Consider the following 25,122-nt stretch of genomic DNA (forward strand, 5'->3'; position numbering starts at 1 on the left):
TCGTTGTTCGTTGATTCATCCAGAGGGTCATAACGGGTGCATACCGACCGATCATTCAAACCGGGCCAGTACTGGCGACGACTGGCTTTTCGAAACCGTGGCCCTGAATGGTTACTGTACGCATTGGCTGTAACAGGTTTGTTATTGTGGGCGCCGCTTCACATTCCCTGGGGTTTGCAACGTTGGAGCCTGCTTTCGCACACCCTGATCGGCGCCTTTGTGTTTCCCATACTGGTGCTACCGTTCTGGTTCAGTCACCGGCGTCTGTTGAGCACCAGTGGCAAGCCGTTCCTGCGCTGGACCGGTCGGAGCATGGACATCCTGCTGCTGACACTGACACTGACCGGTGCCTGGCTGTTCCTCAAGGGTAACCGGGGCAATGCGTTCGATGCCTGGATCGGCTGGGCGCATCTGTACCCCGGCTTGATGCTCGCGCCATTGCTGGCACGCCATGCCTGGCGTTGGGGTGTGCTGCGCCCCATCCTGGCGATGCTGCTGGTCGCGACACCGATTGCCGCCCAGGGGGCTGTTTCAAGCGGAAGTCTGATTTCCCACCCGACCGGTCCCTGGTTGTTCAGCGCCAATGCCGAGGCCGGAACCGTCAGTCGACTCCATCGAAGTGACCCGACTCAACGAAATGAACTCCGACTGGGACGCGATATACGGCAGTTGGCAGTGACCGCCGACGGTCGGATTCTGGCTGCGACCGGGTATCTTGACGACCACGTGTGGCTGTTGGACGCCGAAGAACTCGACATCAGAACACGCGTCGAACTCGAACATCGCCCCTACGGTGTGTTGTATGATGCCGCCAACGACCGGTTCTGGGTCTCCCTGTTCGAGAGCCACGAACTGGTGGCGTTATCGCGTGCCGGTGAAATCGTCCAACGCATCCCGACCGCGGACACCCCACGCGGCCTGGCGCTGCTGTCGGACGGCCGGCTGGTCGTGACGCATTCGATGACCGGAGAACTCAGTGTGTACGACACGCGCCGGGCGGACACCCCGTTGCTGCAGCGCTTCACATTGACCGACACGTCGGACCCGGATGAATTTGTCTCTCAGGGCGTGCCCCGTCGCCTGGACGACATCGCGGTCGTGCCGGACGAATCGGAACTCTGGCTGCCCCATGTGCTGTGGAATGTCGATCATCCATTTCAGTTCCAGTCGACCGTCTACCCCGCCGTGTCGATCGTGACAGTGGGCCCGACCGGTTTCACCGAAGACCCGACCCGGCGCAAGGAACTGTTTCGCCAGATCAATCTGACCGATGTCGACGGTCGCACCCAGATCGTCTCCAACCCGGTCGACGCCGAGTTTTCCACAACGGGCGCCAAAGTGTTCATCACCCTGGCCGGCAGCGAAGATCTACTGGTCTTCGATCGCGCCCGCTCCCGGTCCGGCGAAGGCGAAGGCGAACGCCGCGCCCGACGTGTCGGCAAGATCGATCAGGGCGGAGCCCAGGCGGTGCAACTGTTGCGTCACCTGCCCGGCGCACAACCCTACGGTCTGGTGGTCGACAACGACACTCTTTGGGTACAAAACCGTCAGAGTCTGAATCTGACGCGCCTGACCACCGGCGGCGACTCACCGTTTGCCCGTGTCCGCGTGACCAATGCCGACTACGCGCGCCTCAGCGAAGCCGATGCTTTGACCCCCATGGAACGCCGGGGTTCACACCTGTTCCATTCGGGCAATACCGATCGGAACCCCGAATACCCCATGACCGGCGACTTCTGGATGAGTTGTAACAGCTGCCACCTCGACGGGTTCAACCTGACCAACCGCTACCTGATGGACGACCATGCCGAAGACAAGTCGATCCGCGCCATCAGTGGTCATGGCGGCCTATCTTCCCTGCTCAGCGGCGAATCCGGCCCCGACCTGGTGCGCCTGATTCAGGACACCCAAGGGGGACTGGGACACGACGACCGGGACAACGCCCGGCGGGTTACACCGGAGGCGATACCGGATGCCATCGAGGACGATATCGACGCTTTACAGGCTTATATCCGCCGGCCCAACAACCTGCCCTTCGGCCCGAGTTGGCTGCGGCTGGCACCATCCAACGGAGACCGGCTGGAACCGAGCGACTGGCCCAGTTCCGCGTCCTGCGCCGGTTGCCATCAGCGCATTTTCGAACAATGGGCCGACTCCAACCATCGATTGATGGCCGAGTCCAACCCCTACTACCGGGTTATGGAGGATTTCGCCGCCGAAACCGAAGGAGAAGCTTTCCGCGCCTGGTGCGTGGGGTGCCACAATCCGCAACGCACCACCGTGGGCTTGCCGTTCCGCGGTCAGGAAAACCGCATGTTCTCCCAAGGCGGCGAGGACTTGCTTGCAGAGTATGAACACCAATCCTGGTCCCTGGACGAGGGACCCGGTTGCGTAGCCTGCCACCGCGTCAGCCGGATAGAGGACAGCGGCGGCAACGGCGCTATTCATCTCGATGTGACCGAACGCCCGACCTATCCCGGCGAGCAGTCGGAACGACCCTGGGTGCGCTGGATCGCCGAAACCACCATCAACGCCCAACCGAAGGTCCACGCCGAATCCTATTCCCGGGATTTCTACGACGATTCGGCATACTGTCGGGCCTGTCACGACGAGTTTTCGCCGGGTCAGGGCGCACGCATCGTCACCACGTTCGACGAATGGGCGCTGTCGTCCTTCAATGCGCCGGACAACCCCGAGCAGCACAGAAGTTGCCTCGATTGCCACATGCATGCCGATATCGATCGCATCGGCGAAGCCATTCCCGGTCGCAGCACCGAGGGCGGGCGCTTGAAAGACAATGTCTACACCCACCAGTTCACCGGCGCCAACCATCATCTGGTTGGATTGCGTAATGCCGAACAGGAGGACATGAGCCTGGCGCTGTTGCGTACCTCGGCCGAATTGGATCAATGGTATAAAGACGGGGAACTGGTGGTTCGGGTGCGCAACGTCGGCGCCGGTCACGCTTTGCCCACCGGCGTGGCCGACTTTCGCCAACTCTAGTTGTCGATCACGGTCACCGATGCCTCCGGGCGCACCGTCCTGGCCAGCGGCAACGCCGACAAGGCCGGACACTTGCCCGACAATGCCCGGCTATTCATGAAAGTGTTCGGCGATGAAAATGGCGAACCCGTCGGCCTCGCCTTCTGGCGCTATGCGACCTTGCTCTCGGATACCCGCATTCCGGTGGATGGCTACCGGGATGAACGCTTCGCGCTGCCGGCCGATGCGCAATGGCCGCTGCACGTCGAGACACACCTCCAATTCCGCATCTATCCACAATGGGTCACCGACCTGGTTCAGCAAACCGTTCCCGAACTGCCGGACCCGCCCATTGTGACACTGAATCACTTGACGGCCGACTGGGAGACGTCGGATCAGGCCGCTCGGGAGGCACCATGACGCAAACGTCCGTGGCCGTGCTCGGCGCCGGTCCAGCCGGGTTGATGGCCGCGCACCGCTTGCTGGAGGCCGGTTTTGCGGTGTCGATATTCGATGCCGAACCGCGACCGGGAGGGCTCTGCGGCACCCGGACACTCGGCACACCGCACGGTGATTTTCGATTCGATTACGGTGGGCACCGTTTTTTGACACGAGACCCTGAATTGCTGAGGTTCGTCGATGAGCTGATGGGCGACGACCTGTTACACGCCCGGCGCTCCTCGGTCATCCGTTATCGCGGGCGCACCTATGACTATCCACTTAATATCGGCAACCTGCTGCGGCAGGCGCCTCCGGGCCTGCTGTTGGGCGCGGGATTCGATCTGCTGACCGGCGGTCTGACGCGACGGACCTCGCCGCGAGGCGAACAGGCCAGTTTCGCCGACTGGACTCGTCATCGTTTCGGCGACACCCTATATAGGCACTTCTTCGCCGGCTACAGCGAAAAACTCTGGGGCATTCCGCCGGAAACCCTCAGTGGCGACTGGGCCGAACAGCGCATCGCCCGACTGGATCTGCGCCAGGTGGCCCGGCTCATGCTACCGGGTCACGATCGAGGATTGCGCGGTTATGCTCGTCACTACCGATACCCCAGGCTCGGGTTCGGCCAGTTGTTCGAACGCCTGGGTCAATCGCTGAACAGACTGGGCGGGGACATCCTCACCGGCCATCGCGTTCGAGGCCTGGTATGCGAAGACCGCCGCGTGCGCGCCATCCGGACCGAGCATGCCGGTCGGCTGCGGGAATGGCCGGTCGATGCGGTCATCAACACCCTGCCGCTGCCCTCGGTCGTGCGCATGTTGGGCGGCGAATGCGGTTTACGGTTTCGCGCGCTGCGCTTTCTGAACATCCCCCTGGCCGGCGAGGCCGTCTCGCCCCACACCTGGCAATACCTCTCCGACCCCGACATGCTGGCCACCCGGCTTCAGGAACCCAAGCGTCGGTCCCCGGCCATGGCGCCGGAAGGCTTCACCTCGGTAATGCTGGAAATCCCCTGTCAGTCCGGAGACCACCGCTGGACCGCCCCGGAATCGGTACTCGCCGAACGCGCCTGGTCCGACCTGGTACGCCTGGGCGTTGACCGGGATCGGGACCTGGGCTATCGCCAAAGCCAATATGCGGCGCACGCCTATCCGTTGATGGACCTCCGCTATGCCGCCGAGCGCCGCAAAGCCATCGACTGCCTGAACCGCTACGACAACCTGATCAGTTGTGGCCGACAGGGCACTTTTCGCTACATCTTCACCGACACCGCCATGGAAATGGGCCAAATGGCCGCCTGTTGCCTGATCGAACAAGAGGACCTCCGCCATGCCATCTACGAGCACCGGAACGAAGCCCACGTCATCGAGACAGACCACCTGGATAACGAACCGCGCAATTGAATGCCTGGTCGGTCTGGTCCTGGCCTGGGCCGTCATGGGTACCGCACGGGCCTATACCTACACCGCCACCGGCGAGAACGTCCTGATCAGTGGCCGTCAAGCCCTGCTGTCGGCGATCGAAGCACGCGATAACGTGGCCCTGGAAGAGGCCCTGGACGATCTGAACGAACCGGTTGATTTCCTGGCCAGTTGGATCCGACCGGGGCTATGGGATGAACTTTTGGAGGCGGCACGTGATTACGATACCCCCGGCAGCATCAAGGTGCTCAATCAAACTTTTGCACTGGACATCGATCGTCGGCTGAGCGAGGCCAGGATGTACATCCTCCAACACCAGAAAGCCAAAACACTGGTCGTGCGCTGTCAACAACTGTTCACCTTTCTGGAACCGGCCTTGACCACCACACAGGCCAGCCAAGGCCGTGACGCCCTAAACGAGGCTCTGGTCGCGCTCGGCAGCCCCGGGGTGTTCGGCGTTGGTGAGGAGTCGCCGGATTCCGAACGCCTCGGGCGGGCCATCGCGGACTTCCGACACGCGGTCCAATCCTGGTTGTGACCCGTCCGCCTCCCTGGCTCGGAGTCGGGGCCGTGGCGATGATCGTCGCCTTCGCCCTGGCCGTTCACTACCCGGCCCGACCCGCCACGGATGACGCTCTGCGCTTTATCGCGGCTCTGGAGCATTTCAGCCTGGTCGCACAGCAACCGCACTTTCCTGGCTATCCGGGGCTGGTCTGGCTGGCGGATTGGCTGCATGGCATGGGATTAGAGGGGTTCGCAGCCTTTAGGACGTTGTCTCTTGCGGGGCATGCGCTGACGGCGGTGTTGGCCACCGCGCTGGTCCACCGCGCGACCGGTCGCGAGAGCGTCGCCTGGGCCACCGGCTTTTTAGTGCTCAGCCAACCACTTGGCATACACACCGCTTTGAGCGGCCTGTCCGATGCGCCGGGCAATGCCTGTTTGGTCGCGGCCTTGTACGCCTGTGTTCGCCGCCGCTACCGGGCAGCCGCCTGGTTGATCGGTTTTGGGGTCATCGTTCGTCCCGGCCTCGGCCTGATCTGGCTGTATCTGGCCGCTCAGACGTGGTTATCGAGCGAGGGCCGCCGCGCGGCGATTGTGGCGGGTGTGGTGGCTCTGCCGTTGTTCGGCTTGGCGTTTATGTGGTCGAGAGACGGGATGGCGTTGCTTGGAACCAGTCTGACCTTTCTGCGGGGGCATTTTCTGATCTGGGGTTCACCCTGGGGTGACATGGGCGAACGTCTCGGTTGGTTCACAAGTCTTTCGCGGTTCGGCTGGGAGGGAGCGCTTCTGGGAATACTCGTTGTGTCGCCTTTTGTTTTCCATCCACCGTGGCGGGCGGAGAGGCACATCCGGCCCATCGGTGTGGCCTGGTGCCTGGTATCGGTCTGGACGCTTTTAGCGCAAAACCCGGAAAACCTTCGCCATTTACTGCCGCCACTGACCTTGTCGATGATCTGGATTGGGGTTCACGCACCGCTCACCACCCAGGCCCTGACCTTGGTCCGAATCACATTTACCCTGGTCACCGTATCTACGGCACCCCGGCTGCCCGCCGTGGTGCAAGCGGCCGAAGCGCTGTCGGAAAAACCGTCGGGTGTATTGATCAACCGCCACCAATCCAGGTTGCTGCAACGAACGTTGCCGTCCTGGCACCACGTCGACCCGTATTACAGCGGTGAACACGCCTGGGCCCTGCACCGGAGCCTACCCGTTTGGCATCTGCTGAACCGGACACCGTCCGATGCCATCGATGTCACGTATTTCGAGCCGAGATGGCTGGGCGACACGCCGCTGTACCTGTCACCCGCATCGATCAAGTCGATCCGATCAAGCGCCTCAACCGCTCCATGACATCCAGATTGTTGGTTTCCATAATTTTCAATGCCTCGACCGCTTCAACGGGCCGGTCTTCCCGCCAGGCCTGGACCGCCAATCGCGCATAGCGATGTACCATTCGATGAGGCTCTTCAATGGCCTTGAAATCCAGTCGCTCGCTATAAGCCGAATGGCCGGAACCCTGATAATACCATTGTCCAAGCCGACACTCGGTCTCATCCGGCAGTTGATCCGCGTTCGCATCCGACAGGCCGGCGAACACCCGGTAGACCAGCAATTTGATTTCCAATTCCTCAAGGTTGGCCAGTTCCACCTCCGCCATCATTGCGGCGCTGCTCATGGTGTGAGCCGCGTTTTCCGCCATACGCATCAATCCGGTCAATCGCTCACTGGCGTCGCTGGCCGATGTTGACAGAGTATCCATATCGGCGGCACTGCGATGGCCGGCTTCCGCGACAGTCTCGACGGAGGTGCGAATCTGACCGACCACCGCTTCGATTTCACGTGTGGCGTCGCCGGCGCGGCTGGACAAGGATCGAACCTCGGTCGCGACGACACTGAACCCACGACCGTGTTCACCGGCCCGCGCCGCTTCGATGCTCGCGTTCAAGGCCAGCAGGGATGTCTGGTCGGAAACGCCATCGATCACACCGACCAGGCTGTCGATATGCTCCGCCTGGCTCCTGAGTTCCTTCATATGTTCCGAAGAGGCATGAATATCCCGACGGGCCGTCCCCAGCCTTGTGACTAACTCGCTCATGGAATCGCGCATCACCGACGATTCCCGACCGCTGGTCCGGGCGTCTTCACTTCGAGCGTTCAGCATGGTCGAGAGATGACTGAACGACTGTTTCAAAGCTTCCAACGACTGTCCGAAGTCGCCGAGACCGGTCATCATTTCCAGGAATACCCCCAGGTGTTCGCGGGTGGACTCGTGCTGTTTATTCAGCGTTTCCAGCGCCTTACGCTGTTGTACGTTATCCCGACGGAGAGTCTCGTTCTCTTCCATCAAGGCGGTCAGCCGCCGGTCGTGTTCCGACATCCGACTCCGAGTAACCCAAGGCATTCCGACGACCTCGCTGCATCGATTGCTTTAACATTCATTTTACATGAATGTTTTAAGAATTCCACCCATACCTCGGATGCGGTATTCAATGCTCGAACCGTCTTTTTGTATTCGGCATGGAACCAGGCGTTACTTCTTTGGTCCAATAGCCCGGCTCACCCGTAGACAGACACTGTGGTTCCGCTAGACTTAAGTGCATGCGGGTGCTTGAGTGACCCTTCAGTCAACCGGATCGGTGAAGTCGTCATCTCCCTGGCGTAACCAGCCGACCAAAGTGAGAAGCCGTACCTTGACGACCGAGCCAGTGAACACAGCCCACTCCTCGTCCATCGATTTGGAAATATTTCCATGGGACGACCGGTTCAAGACGGGCATCGAGGAGATCGATGACCAGCATGAAACCCTGGTGGCGCTGGTCAATCGGGTCGCTCAGTTCACGGCCAGGGGCTGTTCAAGAACAGAGATGGAAACCGTATTCGATGACCTGCTCGACTACACCCGATTTCATTTCGGGGCGGAGGAAGCCCTGTGGCGGAGCCGCATCACCCCGTCTCACCAGGACGTCGAAGGCCACTTGAACGCGCACCATGACTTCATTGACTATTTTAAACAACTGCGCCAGGAACTGATCGAGGCCAAATCCTTCCCGGCGATGGACGGTGTGTTGGAATTTCTCGTTCAATGGCTGCTGAAGCATATCCTCCGTTCCGATCGCCGCTTGGCGTACATCGTTCAATCGATCGACACCGGATTGACACAGGAGCAAGCCAAGACCCGGGCCGATCGCCGCATGGCCGGAACGACACATGTCATCATCGACATTACTCTGGCCGCCTACAGCACTTTGTCCAAAAACACCCTGCACCTGATGCGGGAAATGGAATCGAAACGCGACCGGGTGCGCGAGATCGAGCGGCTGAGCCAACACAACGCCACGATCATGCAGTTGGCGATCGACTTTATCAGTCAACCTCTGGACAACATGGAATCGGCGATCGAAGACGCACTGGGAAAAATCGCCCTACTCTTCGAAGCCGACCGGGCCGGCCTGTACGAATACGACGACAACCGGAACTGGGTTTTCGAACGGTTGAGTTGGAGTAAGGATTCCGATTCACAGCCGCCAAAACGAGACGTTTGGCTAACCGAAGGGCTTGGCGACATGGTCGAGGCCCATGAGAACGGCAAGCCCTGGATCCATTCGGATTCGACAGTCGACCCTCCTACGGGTCTGAATGAGCTACTGAGTCAACTGCACATACAAAACCTTGTGTCAATACCGCTCACCAATCGATTCCAGTGCATCGGCTTCATTGTGCTGGGCAAAACGGACGCCCACATTCATCCGAGTGAGGACGAATACCAACTGCTGCGCTTGTTCACACATCTATTGGCCAATGTTTATGAGCGACAGCATTTCGAATTGCAGCTTGAACGGGTCGCGCATTTCGATTCGCTGACCGGTCTTCCCAATCGTATGCTGCTGGGTGACCGGCTCAGGCAAGCCATGACCCAAGCGAACCGCCATGGGAATCTGTTGGCGGTGGTTTGCCTGGACCTCGATAACTTCAAGCACATCAATGACCGATGGGGTCACCAAGCCGGTGATCGCGTATAGAAGACGCAATCCGACAAACTACGTTCACGCTTGCGGGAAGAGGACACGCTCGCACGGTTGGGCGGCGATGAATTCATCGCCATATTACCCGATCTGGCCACACCGGACGACTACATACCCGTTGTGAATCGCCTGCTGGACGTCTCGGGAGAGCCCATTCTGATCGATGACATGCCGGTCAGGGTATCAACGAGTATCGGCATCACGCTCTATCCACAGCCGGACACCAGCATCGATGCCGACCAATTGTTGCGACAAGCCGATCAGGCCATGTATCACGCCAAACAACAGGGGAAAAACCAGCACCACTTGTTTGACTCCAGTCACGATCAACGGCAAAGGGAGCACAACAGGAAGCTGAAAGAACTACGAACAGCCATCGATGAATCGCAGTTTATCTTGCATTATCAACCAAGGGTCCACATGCGTACTGGCGAGGTACTGGGGTTCGAGGCACTATTACGCTGGCAACACCCTGAACTGGGATTGAGATCGCCCGCCGACTTCCTTCCGATATTGGACGGCCACGAGTTGTTGGTGGATCTGGGCCATTGGGTGTTGCGGCACGCTTTCGAACAATTAGCCCTCTGGCAACGTCAGGGTATGAATCTGTCGATCAGTATCAATGTGGATGCGATACACCTCGAACACCCTACGTTCGTGGACCGTTTGCGGACCCTATTGGTTGAATTCGACATCGATGATCCGTCCCTCATTGAACTGGAAGTGCTCGAAACCAGTGCTCTGGAGAATATTGTACAATTCCAGGACATCATTGCCGACTGCCACGAACTGGGTATTCGGTTTTCCCTGGACGATTTCGGCACGGGGTATTCATCGCTGTCCTATTTGAAGCGCATTCCGGTCGACACGCTCAAGATCGACCAGAGCTTCGTCCGCGACATGCTGGACGACCCCGATGACCTGGCGATATTGGAAGGTGTTTTGGGGTTATCCCAGGCCTTTCGGCGCGAGGTTGTCGCCGAGGGTGTCGAATCCGAATCGTTGGGTAAAATGTTGCTCCAATTGGGGTGTTGTCAAGCTCAAGGCTATGCCATTGCCCGCCCTATGCCGGCCGAATCGGTTGACGACTGGATAACTCAATGGCGGACTTATCCCAGTTGGAGCCAAGCGGCACCGCTGCCTCCCGAAAAGCTGCCCCTACTGTTCGGTCTGGTCGACTTGAACGCCTGGTACCGCTCATTGACGCCAGCGTCGGACGATAAACGATCCAACTACTCCCTGAACCACTACGAACATCACTTTAATCATTGGCTGAACCGGCTGTCGATTCATGAAAACGACAACAACCCGCTACCCGGACTTATCCGCGAACACCATGAAACTTTTAAACAATTGATCCGTGAAATGGAACACTCCGACGCCACAACCGACCCATCTCACTTTGACATGCTTCAAAACCGCCTGGATACGACATACCGTGCATTGCATCGGTTGATGAGCGATTCACTTTGATCGATGCTCATTCGGGACCGCTGGCATCGTGACGGCCATCCTCGCGTGGGCCGATCAGGACGGGGGTGAATGTAACCAGATACAGTGTCCAGGCGGTCACCCATGCGCCGGCGGAAACAGTCAACACCCATGGCGAGGCGATCAGCCAAGGCCAGCCGACGCGCAGCAGTGCGGCTGTGACCAGCAGAGCGCAAGCCAGCGGCATCCAGATGCGCGGGTCCAGTTTCAAACCGGCATGTGAACGACCAGCGATGGATAGAACTGACAAGATCGACACACCGATCGCACCCATCATCAACACGTGCCGACCGGCACTCAATGTGGGCAGCCCAGCCAACCAGGCAGCCGCCATTACGCTGTAACCCAGTGCCATACACCAGTACACCAGATAAAGAATGAACACCCACCGCCGCAACAGCACGCGCCCTAAGTGCCAATCGTTGGTCAAGTTTAGCAATGCGGCCGCGCACGCCGCCGCCAGCCAGCCCAGAACGGAATCCGGCAGCGATGCCCATTCCGCTCCTGTATACAGGCCGACGGCCATAATGGCCAGATTTCGCCTTGGCGGCCGTGCGACATAGACACGCTCCGACGCCTCCAGCGCCCGCAGATTCATGTTCACGATGCGCATCGAAATCCGGCTCATGGCGAGCACGATCATGATCATCCAGACGCCCACCTGCGCACGCAGCCAACGCATCACATCGTCTTGGCCCAGCTGCGCCAGATGATAACCGGCGATGACAAGCACCAGCGCTGCCAACCCCCACAGGAAACCGCGTTGATCGCGCCCCGGGTCCGTGCGAACCCGAATCCAGATAAAATGCAGCAGCCAGATCGGCGGGACCATATCCAGAACGAACACCGCCCAGGTTGCCCACGATGCGGTCGACATAAACGCCAACCGCCCGGCCAACCACACCAGAACCAAGACCATGTAGGTGTATGGGCTCGCCGGTTTCGATCGGGTGAATTCCGGCATGGCCGTCAGTAGAAAACCGATCAGCGAGGCCATGACAACCGCATGCATCATTTCGTGGCCGTGCCAGGCGATCGGATGCCGAACAGCGCCGGGAAAGCGCCAGCCATGATGCAGCATTCCCCACCAGGCCAGGCTGTACACGACGGCGCTGATGGCCGTCAGCAGGAAGAAAGGGCGAAAGGCGCCATACCAGAGCGGCCAGTCCGGAATCGATTGGAAGCGCTTCAACATCCCGTTACTCCGGCATTGGGTGTAGGGTTCGCGTTCATGGAATCGACCGGTGTGATCAAAACGTCCGTTTCCGTATGCGACGACACCGACACGGCCGTCGATGATGGCAGGTTGAATGCCGACCTGACCGTCGGGTTCTGCATAAGCGCCGCTCCATTATGGTGGACATAGAGATCATCCCGCAGAGCAGCGGCCAACCCCAACCGGATTTCCGCGACGATTCGACCGGGGGACGGCGCCATGACCAGAATCCGGTCGGCGAGCCTGACCGCCTCCAGCAGGTCGTGCGTGATCATCATCATCGAGGTCCGGGTCTCGGTCAGCCGAACCAGGTCGTCGTACAACCTCGCTTTGTGACCGATGTCGAGGGCGGAAAACGGCTCATCCATCAGCAAAAGATCCGGCTCCACGATCAACGCCCGCCCCAGCGCGACACGACTTTGCATGCCACCGGAAAGTTGATCCGGGTATTTGGCCAGGTCGTCCGCATGCAACCCGAATCGCTCGGCCATCGACCGTCCGGCCGCCTGTCGGGCACGGGGGTCGATGCCCAACGCCCGCAACCCGAACGTCAGGTTGTTCAACGTCGTTTGCCAGGGCAACAGTCGGGGTTGCTGGAACACCATGCGTATTCGCTGAAACCTATGTTCGCACTGTCCCTCCCATGGCGAGAGCAAGCCGGCCACCAGATGCAACAGTGTGGTCTTGCCACACCCCGACGGGCCCACGAGTGCCAGCCGCTCACCGGCGAACAGAGCCAGATCGATGTTGTCCAACACGGTTTGCAGGCCATATCGGAAACCAACGCGATGCAGACGCATCGCCGGTTCGGTATTGAAGACCGTCATTCTCTCACCTGCCAACGCTCTATATGCCGCTTGATGGGCTCAAGGAACAGATACTCAGTCAACAGTAATAATCCGACCGTTGTCAGAATCCACGCCAATGCACCGGTGGTGTCGAGCCAACTGCGGGACACCGCCAACATGGCGCCCACACCCTCATCGGATGCCAGCAATTCCGCCATGACTACCACTTTCCAGGCGACCCCCAAAGCAGTGATGGTCGCTGGTAATACATACGACAGAATGTGGGGCAGATTGATCTCCACCCAGCGCTGTCTCGCGTTCAATTCGAAATTATGCGCCAGGTCGTGGTATTGCAGACTGAGTGTGCGGCTGCCCTGCATGCACTGCAGAAACAGCACCGGTAAACAGGCGATAAAGACCGTGAAAACAGGGCTGCCATCGCCACTGCCGAGCCACAACAACGCCAGCACCAGCCAAGCGATGGGTGGCGTACCCAGAAGGACGGAAATCAACGGGCGGCTGATTACCGCGCCCGTGATGGTGCGACCGGCCAGCAACCCCAATCCGCCGCCGACCACCCAGGCCAAACCGAAACCAAGCAAGGCGCGACGAGCGGTGATACCGATCGTGCGCCAGGCTTCCGGGTCCGCCAACAGCTGTGACAAGTGCGCCATCACATCAAGCGGTGACGGCAGAATCAGTTCACTTTGAAAACCGGCGGCCCATTCCCAGGCCGCCAGTGCCACCAGCAATACACTGATGGCCCCCCAACCGCCCCAGATGTAATGAGCGGTGCGGACTATCACTGAGCGTTCGGCCACTGATAAAACGACTCATCCGGCAGTTGGCCGCCAATCAGAGCCGGTTGGCGATCAGCAAGTGTGCGGTAGAAAAATTCCAGTTCATCCCGGGCTTGCGGCGCGGCTTTGGTGTGCAAGGGGCTGACCGCCAGCGCATCGGCGATGGCCTTGACGGACAATCGCCCACCCAGCAAGGGAGCAATCGCTTCGGCGCAGGGCGTCGGTTCGGCCAGACACTGTTGCAACGCCTCGTCATAAGCCTGGTTCACGGCGGCGATGAGCGCCCGATCCCGACTGGCCTTTCCCACCGCCGCAATACCGGCCTGCGGCATTTCCGGAGCACGTTCAAACACACGCCCCCACTCATCCTGCAGCGACAGACTGCGGGTCAGTTCCGGCGCGACCAAACTGGTGGGCAGGGTGTTCGCTTTATTCAGCGCCATCGAAATCGCCGGTTCGGCCAGCACCACATGATCCGCTTGACGGGACAGCAGCAACTGCATGGCGTCGACCGGTGTCGCGACATAGCGCAAGTCGAAATCGGCTTTTGTATCCAGCCCCTGTTGCTCGGCCAGCGTGTTGAAAACGATGTCCGGCATGTCGCCACGAAACGGCATGACGATTTCCTGGCCTTTCAGTGCGGCCAACGAGTCCGCCGCCTCGCCTCTCGAAACAATCCACAGAATTCCCCAGGTGGAAATATTCACCAGTTGCACGGGCGCACCGCGCTGATTCAAATTGGCGATCACGTTCGAGGGCATGGCCATGAAATCGGCCTGCCCGTCCATCGCCAGGGTTCGCAACTGATCCGGCGTCGACCACAGCCGGAACTCGACCTCATCCGCCAGGTGATCCAACCCACCGGTCGCCACCAGGTACGCCAACGGAAACGATACCGCCGCCGAGGGTCCTGCCAGCGTTATACGGTCATCCTTCGCCCAAGCCAGATTTGCCAAGATGGCCATCATGATCAGACCGAGCAACGGAAGACATGAAATTCGCAATCGGTATTGTGTGGACATGCTCAAACTCCAAAGATTGGATGATGATCACGGCGATGGTCATCAATGAAGGTTTATACACTAACGAACACAAACCATAATGCCTTCAATAATCATTATCATGAGATAGATCAATAAAAGGGAGGCTCAGCCTCCCTTTTTCTGGTGAAATAATGCCCGGTTGTTCAAGTGACCTTGAACAGAACGTTGTTTTCCAGATGGATATGCTCCATCAGATCATCACGCAACGACTCCAGCCCGGTATAAAGCGCTCGCCATGTGTTACACGCACCTGGAGGCGGGGTCAGATCGTCGGTCAATTCGGATAAGCGTTCGAGGGCGTCACCGTGGCTGTCGTGCTCCATCTGCATAACGCGAATCGGACCGGCCGCCTGCGCCACCATATCCTGCTTTAACATTGGGAACAGTATCTGCTCTTCTTTTTGCATGTGGTCTTCCAGTTCCCGTGACATCACGGCGATGTGATCCGCCAACCCCACGGGACACTCGGGGCGCTGACCGTGAACCGCCTCGACACGCCGCGCCATCTTCAACAGTTCCGGCAATTGTTGCCGATGCAGAATATGAAACCGTTCATAGATGTGATCCACCAGTTCCGCCCGGGGTTTCGATGACCAGTCCTGCGTATCGTCCGGCTGCGCCAGGGCGTTGAGCTGGCTTACCACCTCTTCGGGATCGATTTCCTTTTTCGTCAGCGCATCGGCCAGGGTTACGTGGCCGCCACAGCAGAAATCAAGCTTGTATTGACGCAATACACGCGTAGCGCCGGCCAATTGAACGGCGATTTCGCCCAGACTGGTATTTAAAAGGTCGTTTGTCATAGTGGATCCCCGGATGTCATGTGTCACGGCTCAGGCCTTAACCATCCGAATACGGTTAAATGTTCCGGTATTGGTCGGCCTTAAGATTCATTTTATATATATGTTTTAATTATTGCCAATCGCGGTGGATTGTCAAGTCTCGACCTCCGATAGAAGGTTCATGGTTTCAATTATCGATGGATCGATCGACTCTATGTCGAAAAATTGACCCAGGACAGTCGAACTACCCTTTTCGATGGATGGGCACCCTACCCAGCAGCGTACACTGAGTACGGGCCCTTCCGATGTTGATGCTGATGACGAATACAACGACAACAATGCCGCGGACATGGGTACATCAAACCGCCGCTTCCTTGTTTCCGGGCTATTTCTCGGTCGTCATGGCCACAGGCGCACTGGCCGTCTGTGCGCATTTGCTGGGATTGGTATCGCTCTCATACATACTGTTTTCGGTCGGAACGTGTCTATATGTATTGTTGGGATACCTCAATGCCGTCCGATTGAAAGTCTTCCCATCGGCTTTCATTCTCGACTTCACCAGTCATGCCCGCGGGCCCGGTTTTTTCACCTGGGTCGCGGCGACCAGTATTCTTGGTTCGTGCTCCTATCTACTGTTTGAAAACCGCCTCTTGACGACCGGGTTCTGGGCACTCGCTTGCGTGTTGTGGGTGCTGATCATGTATAACTTCTTCTTTTTCGTGACTATTCGCGAACGAAAACCCACATTGACCGAGGGCATAAACGGGGCCTGGTTGCTCGCGGCGGTGGGCACCCAGTCCGTTTCCGTAATCACATCCTTGCTGATGCCGCTCAAGGCGCTTTACCCCATAGGTCCGTTGATTGCGATCTGTTCGTTTTTGTTGGGTTGTATGCTGTACTTGGCCATCATCACCCTCATATTCTACCGCCTGACCTTTCTGAAGGTGACGGTGGAACTGCTGACGCCACCCTACTGGATCAATATGGGAGCGGTCGCTATCACCACATTGGCCGGCTCCACATTATTGCTCAAGGCCAACGGCCACGAATTGATTGTCTCGTTGGCACCTTTTCTGCGAGGGTTCACACTGCTGTTCTGGACGACGGCCACCTGGTGGATCCCTCTACTCGTCGGTTTGACGGTTTGGCGGCATGGGATCCGTCGGTATCCGGTTCGATATGAGCCCCAGGTGTGGAGTATGATATTTCCATTGGCGATGTACTCCACGGGCTCCTTCCAACTGGCGCAGGCATTGGACATCCCGCCGCTGCTCTGGATTCCCCGCATCCTGTTCTGGATCACACTCCTGCTCTGGATCGTGGCCATGCTGGGGCTGATGCTCAGTGCCCCAAAAAGGGCCCCGGAAGTATCCACACACCGGTAGCAGCCCGGATCACACCCCAAGGGTTCGAACGTCGACGCCTGTCAGCGCCAGACGATAGGTAACTCGGCAAACCCGCCTGAAGGATAATGCGCGCGAACGGCGGCCTGGCCGGTTGCCAATTCGATGCTTTGCGTTTCCGTCAGTACCGCGGACATAAATACTGTCAATTCCATTCGAGCCAGAGGCGCTCCGGGACAAACGTGGGGACCGGCACCGTACAACAGGTTATTGGGTGCGTTCTTCACGGGGTCGAACCGGTCCGGGTCACCGAATACGCGTTCATCCCGATTGACCGATGCCCATAGCAGTGTCAACCGCTCACCCGCGTCCAGATCGCGTCCACCCAAATGTACCGGACAGGTGGTCCGCCGACGATTCGACATCAGAGGGGCGTCGATCCTGAGAATCTCATCGATGGCCGCGCTCAATTCCTGTGGGTTGTTTCGCAGGTGAGCCTGTAAGTCGATATATCGGGCAAGATAGTTCAACAGAATGCCCACGCTCGCGGATATGGTCCCGACCTCGCCCACGGTCCAGTTTCGAAGCAGGCTCACCAGTTCCTCATGCGACAGAGGACGCCCGTCCACACGTTCATTCATCAGCGCCGTGGTGTTGTCATTGGGTGCTTTTTGTCCCAGGCGCACGCGCTCATCGATCAACTCATGAATGTAGCCATCGAATTCCGATGCGATCGCCTTAAGTGCGGTGCGATCTCCGGCCAGGGTCGCGGCCTGTTGCTTGTGCAGCCATTGCCGCAGGATCTCGCGGTAACGGTCAGGCCAGCCCATGAACGCGCACTGCACCCGCAACGCATATTCTTCGGCCAATACAGACATGGCTTCGAAAGGTTCACCCGCGTCGATGGCGCCAACCGTTTTCTCCGCGATGGTCTGGCATACCGGACGGAACGCTTCGACTCGGTTCGCGGAGAAATAAGGCTCGATCAATTCACGATAGCGCTGGTGTTTCGGGGCATCCATCCCATTGGGAACGGAGACCCGGTCCGAGACGTTATTACTGAATGTCTCCGGCTCGGTCAGCAGCCGCATCGCATCGGCATGACGAAACACCGACCATTGTTGATAGTCGCTCCAGGCCACCGCGTACTTGTGGCGCATGGTATCGTAGGCCGAAATCGGATCGTCCAGAATATCGGCGCTTCTTGGATCCCAGTCTTCAGTCTTGTCTCGTGTCATGAATACTCTCTCTCTTCAAAGGTTCCCGATGGTTGGCCGGCGCTAGCCTGTCAACAAACGCCGGCCCGCCGTTCACATCAGCACGGGTAACGCGCACCCCGTCTTGAGTAGTTCCACCAGGTAATCAACAAACAGCTTATATAGAAGACCACGAACCCAATCATTGCGGCGGAGACGCCACCGGTCATGGCGAACGAGGTTCCATAAGCTTTAGGTATAAAAAAGCCACCATAGGCCGCAATGGCGGATATGAACCCGAGTACAGCGGCCGCTTCCTTGTTCGCTTCCCGGTGGGCCTGCTCGTGCTTGTCGTGGCCCAGAGCTTCTTCGCGCATCTGCTTGAACATGACCGGCACCATGCGGAAGGTGGACCCGTTCGCAATTCCGGAGGCGATAAACAACACGATAAACATGCCGAAGAAACCCCAGAAGAAACCGTCATCACCTTCAACCGGCAGGAATTGCAAAACTCCGATAACTCCCAGAGCCATGACCAAATAAACCCAGAATGTGACTCGGGCACCACCCAGTTTGTCCGCCAGGATGCCGCCAACGGGCCGGAACAGAGCGCCCAGCAGGGGACCGATGAAGGCATACCGTGTCGGGTCCACCTCGGGAAACAGTTTGCCGGACAATAGAGGGAACCCGGCAGCGAAGCCAATGAAACTGCCGAACGCACCCAAGTAAAGCCAGCACATAACCCAGGTGTGCGACCGTTTGAATATAATAGCCTGATCCTTGAAGGATGATTTGGCCGAGGCAATGTCATTCATACCGAACCAGGCCGCCACGGTTGCTACGACAATCAAAGGTATCCAGATAAGAGCAGCATTCTGTATCCATACGGAATTACCCGCGGCCGCGCCGGCCTGCACAACCAATGCATCACCGCCCAACGGGCCAAGCACACTGGCGGATATCACCAGAGGGCCAATCAGCTGCATGCCGGATACGCCGAGATTGCCAAGCCCGGCATTCAACCCCATGGCACCGCCTTTCTCAGCTTGTGGATAGAAAAAGCTGATATTGGCCATACTGGAGGCAAAATTACCGCCGCCAAAGCCACACATCAGTGCCAGAATCAGCATGACCAGATACGGCGTATCCGGATTTTGAAGCGAAAAGCCCAACCAAATACAAGGGAGTAGCAAGGAAGCCGTGGAGAATGCGGTCCAGCGTCGTCCACCGAATATGGGAACCATAAAGCTGTAGAAAATACGTAACGTGGCACCCGACAGGGACGGCAAGGCCGCCAGCCAGAACAACTGGTTGCTGGTATAGGTAAACCCGAGTTGTGGCAGTTTGACGACCAGAATACTCCAAATGGACCAGACGGCAAACGCCAGGAACAAATTGGGAATGGAAATCCAGAGATTGCGCCGGGCGATTTTCCGCCCCTGAGTCTTCCAGAATGTCGCATCCTCCGGGTGCCACTCGGTCAGAACGAACTTGGACGGTGTGGACAGCTCAGGGAGATCGCGAACCGTTTTGTGCTCATACCATTCGATGCGTTCGGCGCGCAGGATGGCGTAGTGCATCCAGGCCAATGCCGCCGTCGAAACGGCGAACAAGAGCATGAAGGTGCTCTGCCAGACACCGATCACATCGTTCAGCATGCCGAATGTCAACGGCAGGAAAAAGCCGCCCAAACCGCCGATCATACCGACCACACCGCCGACGGAGCCGACATGGTTGGGGTAATATACCGGAATGTGCTTGAAGACCGCAGCCTTGCCCAACGACATGAAAAAACCAAGAACGACAATCAATGAAGCGAATAGAAAGACGTTGGTGGACAGTTCAAAGTCATAGGTTCGATCGATCCCCATTACATGGTATTGCGTCGGAGGATAGCTCAGGATGAATGTAATCAAGCTCGACGCAAATAAGGTCCAATACATGACCCGGCGGGCGCCGTATTTGTCCGACAGCCAACCACCATAAATTCTGAAAAGCGATCCGGGAATCGTATACATGGCCGCAACCGTACCGGCTTGGGTAATGGTTAGCCCGTACACTTCCATTAAATAGTGTGGCAACCACAATGCCAGGGCCACAAAGGCGCCGAATACAAAGAAGTAATACAGCGAGAAACGCCACACTCGCAACTCGGCCAAAGGAGCGAGCTGCTGCTTCAACGTGGCCGATGCCCGGCGGCGTTGTTCAATGCCGGGGTCCGGCTTCGCGATCAGAATGAACACCACCCCCATCGCGGCCATGACAAGCGCATAGACTTGAGCTGTTCCCTGCCACCCCAATGCCAGCAACAGCAGCGGGGCGATCAGGTTGGTCACCGCCGACCCGACATTACCCGCACCAAATATGCCAAGTGCCGTCCCCTGGCGCTCCTTTTCATACCAGGCCGATGTATAGGCTACGCCCACGATGAAGGAACCACCCGCAAGTCCGACTCCCAGAGCCGCGACCAGCATAAGTTCGTAACTCGGTGCCAGACTTAACAAATAGATGGCGGCACCGGACGCCATCATCACGAGCCCGAAGACCCAACGCCCGTCGAACCGGTCTGTCAGAACCCCCAGAAAAAGGCGGCTGATGGAGCCTGTTAATATCGGGGTCGCCATCAACAGACCCAATTGACTGTCGGAAAGGCCTAGATCCTGCTTTATTCGTATGCCCAGAATCGAGAATAACGTCCATGCTGCGAAACACAGCGTAAAAGCAAAAGTCGATAGTCCCAGCGCACGACGCTGGTCCGACCGGTTAACGGTTAGATGGTCAGTCATGGTTGATTACCTTCCATTTCAGTAGTTCGAACTGCTCCGGGGCGCCTCAGAGTTGACGCATACCCTCTAATTTGTGCCAGTAACCGTTGATATCCGACTCGGGGATTTCTATGGATATCGGATCGTTGTGGATGGCATTGTGAAACTGATCGATCCAATCGAAGGTGGCTTCGGCTTGAGGGCTGAGGCGGACAAAGTCGACGAGGCCGCGCATGGAATCGATATCGCTCAGCAGGTTATACCGTTGACCGCTTTGGGTCTGAATTCCGTTGAGGGTGAATATGGGATCGTCTTCCTGGGTATAAACGGTGCGACCGTTGGGGTAATTGATGCAGCACAAACGGCAATCGTCTTTGGGCCGGTCTTCGGATCGTGCGGTGAAGCATCGGGCCGAATAGGCCAAAGGCAGGTAACCGAAAGAAAAAACCTCCACTTCCAGTCGCGACCGAATGGAACGGGCAACCGGATCGTCCAATAACTCCACTAACCATTCCCGGGATAACTCGACAGGCGGATTCCAGGTTTTCATGCCCATGTCCACCAGTCTTTTCAGTGTGCTCGCGTTATAACAATTGACAGCGTTACCGGCCACGAAAGAGCCACCGCGTTCCGCCACCCGCTGTACCGCCGCCAGATCGTTGGCTTCGATCAGGAAGTCGGACTGGTCGCAATACCGCTGAAGCTCTTTCAATTCCCCTGCCGCTTCCAGCAAAGTCAAGGTGGACAGGACGACCTCTTTTCCGGAAGCGCGCAATTCATTAGCAATGCGCAGATAGTCATCCAGAGACAACTCTCGACGTTTACTGCATATGGTTTCACCCAGATACACACGATCAACCGGGGAATCGGCGACCCGCTTGTAAAATGCTTGTACATCCGCCTTGGGCCAGAAGTAACTTATGGGAGCCAACGACAACTTCATATCCACTTCTCCTCAGTTCCACTTGCGGTGGTAGGCACCCAAGGTCGTCTGGTGCCCTTCGGACAGACGGGCCAGAGTCTCGTCCCAGGTTGAGCGAACCTGAAACCGATTCGGGTCGCGCTTTACCTCGTCGATAGCCTGCCGCCAGACACGGGTTACCTGAGCCACATAAGCCGGGCTGCGCTGCCGACCTTCGATCTTGACCGCGGCGATCCCCTCATTGTACAGGTCCGGAAGGAGTGACAGTGTATTCAGACTGGTGGGCTCTTCGAGCACATGGTATGTGTTGTCCTCCACCCGAAAGCGCCCCTTGCACAACGTCGGGTAACCGGCCTGTTCATCGGGCTGGAAACGATCGATAACGACGCCATTAAGGCGCGACACCATATCTTCCCCTTCCTCCGACCACCGAACGAATTCAGCGGGTGAACAGGCGCCAGCCGTATTGGGTGATTCGCCGGTCATATAGGAACTCAGGTAGCAACGTCCTTCGGCCATAATGCACAAACTGCCGAAGGCGAAAACCTCAAGAGGAACGTCGGTACCGCGTGCCAGTGCGCGAACTTGCGGCATTGACAGGACACGGGGTAGCACTACACGTCGCACATCGAATTGGCGATGATAAAAATCGATGGCCCCTAGGTTGGTTGCGGATGCTTGTACCGACAGATGGCGCTCAACGTTGGGATATTGAGTCGCCGCGTAATCCAAAAGCGCGATATCGGCCAGAATCAGCACATCGGCTCCGCAACGCACCGATATATCGACCGCCTCCTGCCACTGCTCAAACCCCTTGGGGTGGACGAATGTGTTGATTGCGACGTGCAGTTTTCGACCGTGACTGTGCGCCCTGGTTGCCGCCTCGGTCAGTTGCTCCACGGTCAGGTTCAGACCCGCGAACCGTCGGGCGTTGGTACCGCCCTTCAAGCCAACGTATATCGCGTCGGCACCATTGGTGATGGCGGTATCGACAGCAACCAGACTGCCGGCTGGACATAACAACTCCATAGATGTCGTTCAACTCCAAATTGAGCACCTGTATAACCACATAGTGGCACGAGAAACTCCGTAAAAGGTTGATTTGACTCAAAAGACGTTCACTTAACTTCACTCAGAATCACGGGCACTTTTTAATTGTTTATAGGAATCGATCCGACATGCATGATCCGGCGAAACATCAATACCCAAAAAGAGCTATTAAATTCACGCTGCGTCAATTTCTGTCCAAGTGCCCATCCCCTGTATTTCATCATTCGGCTGAATTGTTTCTGAATCACACCTTCAAGTCGTATATTGACAATGCGGAACTGGATTTCCTGGAAGGCAAGCACTGGAAAATCGATGTCAGCGACGCACCGAGAGCGCTCTGTATCACTCTCCTCAATCGCCGCATCAAGGTCACTCCGTGCACAGGCACTCCGGATCTTACCTTCAAAGGCCCGATCGCCAGCTTTGTTACCCTGGCGCTGAAAGAGGAAGATCCAGACGGACTGTTCTTCAATCGTAAGTTGATGATCACCGGTGATACAGCGTTAGGCCTGGAAATCAAGAATTTCATCGATCGTATGCCGCTTGAAGATATATTGAAATTTCCTATGTCAACGATACTGAATGGTCTCGATAAAGTCTTTAACGCCGATCAGTCAGCCCAACACAACGGTTTGAAGTAAACGTCTACCCAGTGGAACAGTCAGTTTCATATTTCAAAAAAGTGGAACGATGCCCGATTGATCCACATCAATGTTTTCAGACCTGGTTGCATCAATACTGAATGTATTCCAACGTGGAGGATGAACCATGTCGACATCGACCCCGCACATTATCGAACATCGTACTTGGTTGGACCGACTGATTGGTCGGTTTTACCGGGCCAACATGGGCCGGACCGTGTCTCAGTTCAGAGTGGAAGCACACACCCAGTACCAATCCATGATCACCGATCTCGACGTCAGGCTGGACCCGACTTTCGAAACGCTCGTCGCCGATACACTGAAACGTCGCGAACTGGTCGACTTCCGACCGTCCCATGTGCTGTTCCCCCGGATGATGAGGCAATTCGAAGTCACAAAATCGAAGTTTTTAAATCAAGAGCTTAAGACGATGAGTAAACAATGCGATCAGTGCGATCACATCAGTCAATGCTGGCAGGCGTTGAGAAGGGACGCCGATGCGAGTGAGTGCCGGGCGTTTTGCCCGAATGCCGAGGCGTTGATTGCTAAAACCCAATAGTGCGGGAATCCATACCAATCCTGAAAAATCTGTAGGGTGGGCACTGCCCACCATCTTACTTGGCTGAGGTCTCCTTCTATTGTTAAGTGGATGCCTCTGTGGGTGTAACCGAATTCATGGTGGGCAGCCGAAGCGTCGGACCGTCCCACCCTACAAATGCTCGAACCACAAAAAAAAGGGGGTGAATCAACACCCCCTTTTTCATCACTACTGCATCAGAGGCGATGCACTAACATCCATATCCAACCCTTCGATATTGGCGTCCGCCAACAATTGGGTCAGGTACTGTGCGATGGCTTTGCGCCGTACTTTCTCGTTCAGATAGTCCCGAATGTCTTGTTCCACCATGTCGAACGTCAGAGCCTGGCCTTCCACTCTGTGGTGAACCTGAACCAGGTGATAGCCGTAACGGCTTTCCACCGGGTTCGGCAGCAAGCCGACGCTGGCCGCGAAGACGGGCCGTTCGAATTCCGGTACGGTCTGGCCGCGCTCCAGCTGCCCCAGTGAACCGCCTTCGTTCTGACTGGTGCAGGCGGAGTGGCGTTTGGCCAGTTCGGCGAACCGGCCCGGCTCGCCTTTCAACCGTTCCAGCAAGACTTCGGCTTGTTCCAGGGTTTGCATCCGTTCTTCGGCGTCCTCGGGGTCCGCCGCCAACAGGATGTGGCTGACGTCCAGCAGCGGTGAGGTGACGAAACGATCCCGGTTGGCCTCGAAGTACTGTCGGCATTCGTCTGTGGTGGCCCGTGGGTAGGTGACCTCGGCGTCGAACAGTTGCTCGATGAAGTCGGCTTCGCCGGCCGGGTCGTCCCAGTCGTCCAGTTCCAGACCCAGGGCTTCGGCGCGGTCCTTGAGGACCTCGCCGATCACCAGCGTCCGGGCGGCCTGGAACAAGGCCTCGTCTTTCGACTCGGCCGGGTGGTATTGCATTTCCCGGTAGAGGTGGTCTTCCGGGAGGGTTCGACCGTTGATTTTGATCATGTCGGGGCTCTCGTTTGGTTCTGTTTGGCCTTCTTGTTGGATTACGCGCTCTCGCGCTAATCCAACCTACATAAACCTTGGCTGGCAGCTCGTAGCATGAGCCCGTAGGGTGGGCACCGCCCACCATGGTGGACCAACAATACACGGTGGTCCGATCATTGGTGGGCAATGCCCACCCTACGGG

Annotated in this window: 19 protein-coding genes and 1 pseudogene; 9 read left to right on the forward strand and 11 right to left on the reverse strand. The window is 57.6% G+C overall.

The window, feature by feature from the left end:
* The first annotated feature begins 144 nt into the window (after positions 1-144).
* The 5 genes from IE111_RS18420 to IE111_RS18435 are packed head-to-tail and all read left to right on the forward strand — an operon-like array spanning position 145 to position 6,695.
* Complete coding sequence (locus IE111_RS18420; protein WP_229805435.1) at positions 145-3,003, forward strand: multiheme c-type cytochrome; 2,859 nt, start codon at positions 145-147, stop codon at positions 3,001-3,003.
* The gene (locus IE111_RS24560) at positions 3,004-3,402 is read left to right on the forward strand and encodes a hypothetical protein (protein ID WP_229805436.1); all 399 of its coding nucleotides are present in this window, start codon (positions 3,004-3,006) and stop codon (positions 3,400-3,402) included.
* The gene (locus IE111_RS18425; protein ID WP_189611525.1) at positions 3,399-4,826 is read left to right on the forward strand and encodes an FAD-dependent oxidoreductase; all 1,428 of its coding nucleotides are present in this window, start codon (positions 3,399-3,401) and stop codon (positions 4,824-4,826) included. The genes IE111_RS24560 and IE111_RS18425 overlap by 4 nt, the downstream gene beginning before the upstream one ends.
* Positions 4,753-5,382 (forward strand): hypothetical protein, encoded by a 630-nt coding sequence (locus IE111_RS18430; protein ID WP_189611528.1) that lies wholly within the window; start codon positions 4,753-4,755, stop codon positions 5,380-5,382. Before IE111_RS18425 ends, IE111_RS18430 begins: the two co-directional genes overlap by 74 nt.
* A gap of 32 nt (positions 5,383-5,414) precedes the next feature.
* On the forward strand, positions 5,415-6,695 hold the full coding sequence (locus tag IE111_RS18435) for a hypothetical protein (RefSeq protein WP_189611530.1): 1,281 nt from the start codon (positions 5,415-5,417) through the stop codon (positions 6,693-6,695).
* Here IE111_RS18435 and IE111_RS18440 read toward each other — a convergent pair.
* Entirely contained in the window at positions 6,658-7,722 is a 1,065-nt protein-coding gene (locus tag IE111_RS18440) for a methyl-accepting chemotaxis protein (RefSeq protein WP_194523973.1), read from the reverse strand. The genes IE111_RS18435 and IE111_RS18440 overlap by 38 nt on opposite strands.
* 328 nt (positions 7,723-8,050) lie before the next feature.
* Here IE111_RS18440 and IE111_RS24825 point away from each other — a divergent pair.
* Positions 8,051-10,840, forward strand: a pseudogene (locus tag IE111_RS24825) (bacteriohemerythrin).
* A 7-nt stretch (positions 10,841-10,847) separates the two neighbouring features.
* Here the strand turns inward: IE111_RS24825 and IE111_RS18455 are convergent.
* From IE111_RS18455 to ytfE, 5 genes are all read right to left on the reverse strand, one after another.
* Positions 10,848-12,053, reverse strand: a complete 1,206-nt coding sequence (locus IE111_RS18455; RefSeq protein ID WP_189611539.1) for an NnrS family protein — start codon at positions 12,051-12,053, stop codon at positions 10,848-10,850.
* The gene (locus IE111_RS18460; RefSeq protein WP_189611541.1) at positions 12,047-12,901 is read right to left on the reverse strand and encodes an ABC transporter ATP-binding protein; all 855 of its coding nucleotides are present in this window, start codon (positions 12,899-12,901) and stop codon (positions 12,047-12,049) included. Before IE111_RS18460 ends, IE111_RS18455 begins: the two co-directional genes overlap by 7 nt.
* Complete coding sequence (locus IE111_RS18465; RefSeq protein ID WP_189611543.1) at positions 12,898-13,683, reverse strand: ABC transporter permease; 786 nt, start codon at positions 13,681-13,683, stop codon at positions 12,898-12,900. Before IE111_RS18465 ends, IE111_RS18460 begins: the two co-directional genes overlap by 4 nt.
* Positions 13,665-14,684 (reverse strand): ABC transporter substrate-binding protein, encoded by a 1,020-nt coding sequence (locus IE111_RS18470; RefSeq protein ID WP_229805437.1) that lies wholly within the window; start codon positions 14,682-14,684, stop codon positions 13,665-13,667. Before IE111_RS18470 ends, IE111_RS18465 begins: the two co-directional genes overlap by 19 nt.
* Before the next feature lie 164 nt (positions 14,685-14,848).
* On the reverse strand, positions 14,849-15,505 hold the full coding sequence (ytfE, locus tag IE111_RS18475) for an iron-sulfur cluster repair protein YtfE (protein WP_189611545.1): 657 nt from the start codon (positions 15,503-15,505) through the stop codon (positions 14,849-14,851).
* Positions 15,506-15,789: 284 nt separating this feature from the next.
* On the opposite strand from ytfE, the gene IE111_RS18480 reads away from it, so the two are divergent.
* Positions 15,790-16,869 carry a tellurite resistance/C4-dicarboxylate transporter family protein gene (locus IE111_RS18480; protein ID WP_229805438.1) on the forward strand — a complete coding sequence of 360 codons (1,080 nt, stop codon included), beginning with the start codon at positions 15,790-15,792 and terminating at the stop codon, positions 16,867-16,869.
* 41 nt (positions 16,870-16,910) lie between these two features.
* On the opposite strand, the gene IE111_RS18485 is transcribed toward IE111_RS18480, so the two are convergent.
* The 4 genes from IE111_RS18485 to ubiU form a co-directional block, all read right to left on the reverse strand.
* Positions 16,911-18,065, reverse strand: coding sequence for a cytochrome P450 (locus tag IE111_RS18485; RefSeq protein ID WP_189611547.1), 1,155 nt, complete (start codon positions 18,063-18,065; stop codon positions 16,911-16,913).
* Positions 18,066-18,142: 77 nt separating this feature from the next.
* Positions 18,143-20,809 carry a nitrate/nitrite transporter gene (locus IE111_RS18490; RefSeq protein WP_189611549.1) on the reverse strand — a complete coding sequence of 889 codons (2,667 nt, stop codon included), beginning with the start codon at positions 20,807-20,809 and terminating at the stop codon, positions 18,143-18,145.
* A gap of 46 nt (positions 20,810-20,855) precedes the next feature.
* Positions 20,856-21,731, reverse strand: coding sequence for a U32 family peptidase (locus IE111_RS18495; protein ID WP_189611551.1), 876 nt, complete (start codon positions 21,729-21,731; stop codon positions 20,856-20,858).
* Positions 21,732-21,743: 12 nt separating this feature from the next.
* Entirely contained in the window at positions 21,744-22,739 is a 996-nt protein-coding gene (ubiU, locus tag IE111_RS18500) for a ubiquinone anaerobic biosynthesis protein UbiU (RefSeq protein ID WP_189611553.1), read from the reverse strand.
* A gap of 149 nt (positions 22,740-22,888) precedes the next feature.
* Here ubiU and ubiT point away from each other — a divergent pair, with 149 nt between their 5' ends.
* Both ubiT and IE111_RS18510 read left to right on the forward strand, forming a co-directional pair.
* Entirely contained in the window at positions 22,889-23,401 is a 513-nt protein-coding gene (gene ubiT / locus IE111_RS18505; RefSeq protein ID WP_189611555.1) for a ubiquinone anaerobic biosynthesis accessory factor UbiT, read from the forward strand.
* A 127-nt stretch (positions 23,402-23,528) separates the two neighbouring features.
* Complete coding sequence (locus tag IE111_RS18510; RefSeq protein WP_189611557.1) at positions 23,529-23,960, forward strand: hypothetical protein; 432 nt, start codon at positions 23,529-23,531, stop codon at positions 23,958-23,960.
* Between the two features lie 207 nt (positions 23,961-24,167).
* On the opposite strand, the gene IE111_RS18515 is transcribed toward IE111_RS18510, so the two are convergent.
* The gene (locus tag IE111_RS18515; RefSeq protein ID WP_189611559.1) at positions 24,168-24,938 is read right to left on the reverse strand and encodes a peptidylprolyl isomerase; all 771 of its coding nucleotides are present in this window, start codon (positions 24,936-24,938) and stop codon (positions 24,168-24,170) included.
* Between the last annotated feature and the right edge of the window lie 184 nt (positions 24,939-25,122).

It is taken from the genome of Saccharospirillum salsuginis (assembly GCF_014651855.1).
GTDB classification, from domain to species: domain Bacteria; phylum Pseudomonadota; class Gammaproteobacteria; order Pseudomonadales; family Natronospirillaceae; genus Saccharospirillum; species Saccharospirillum salsuginis.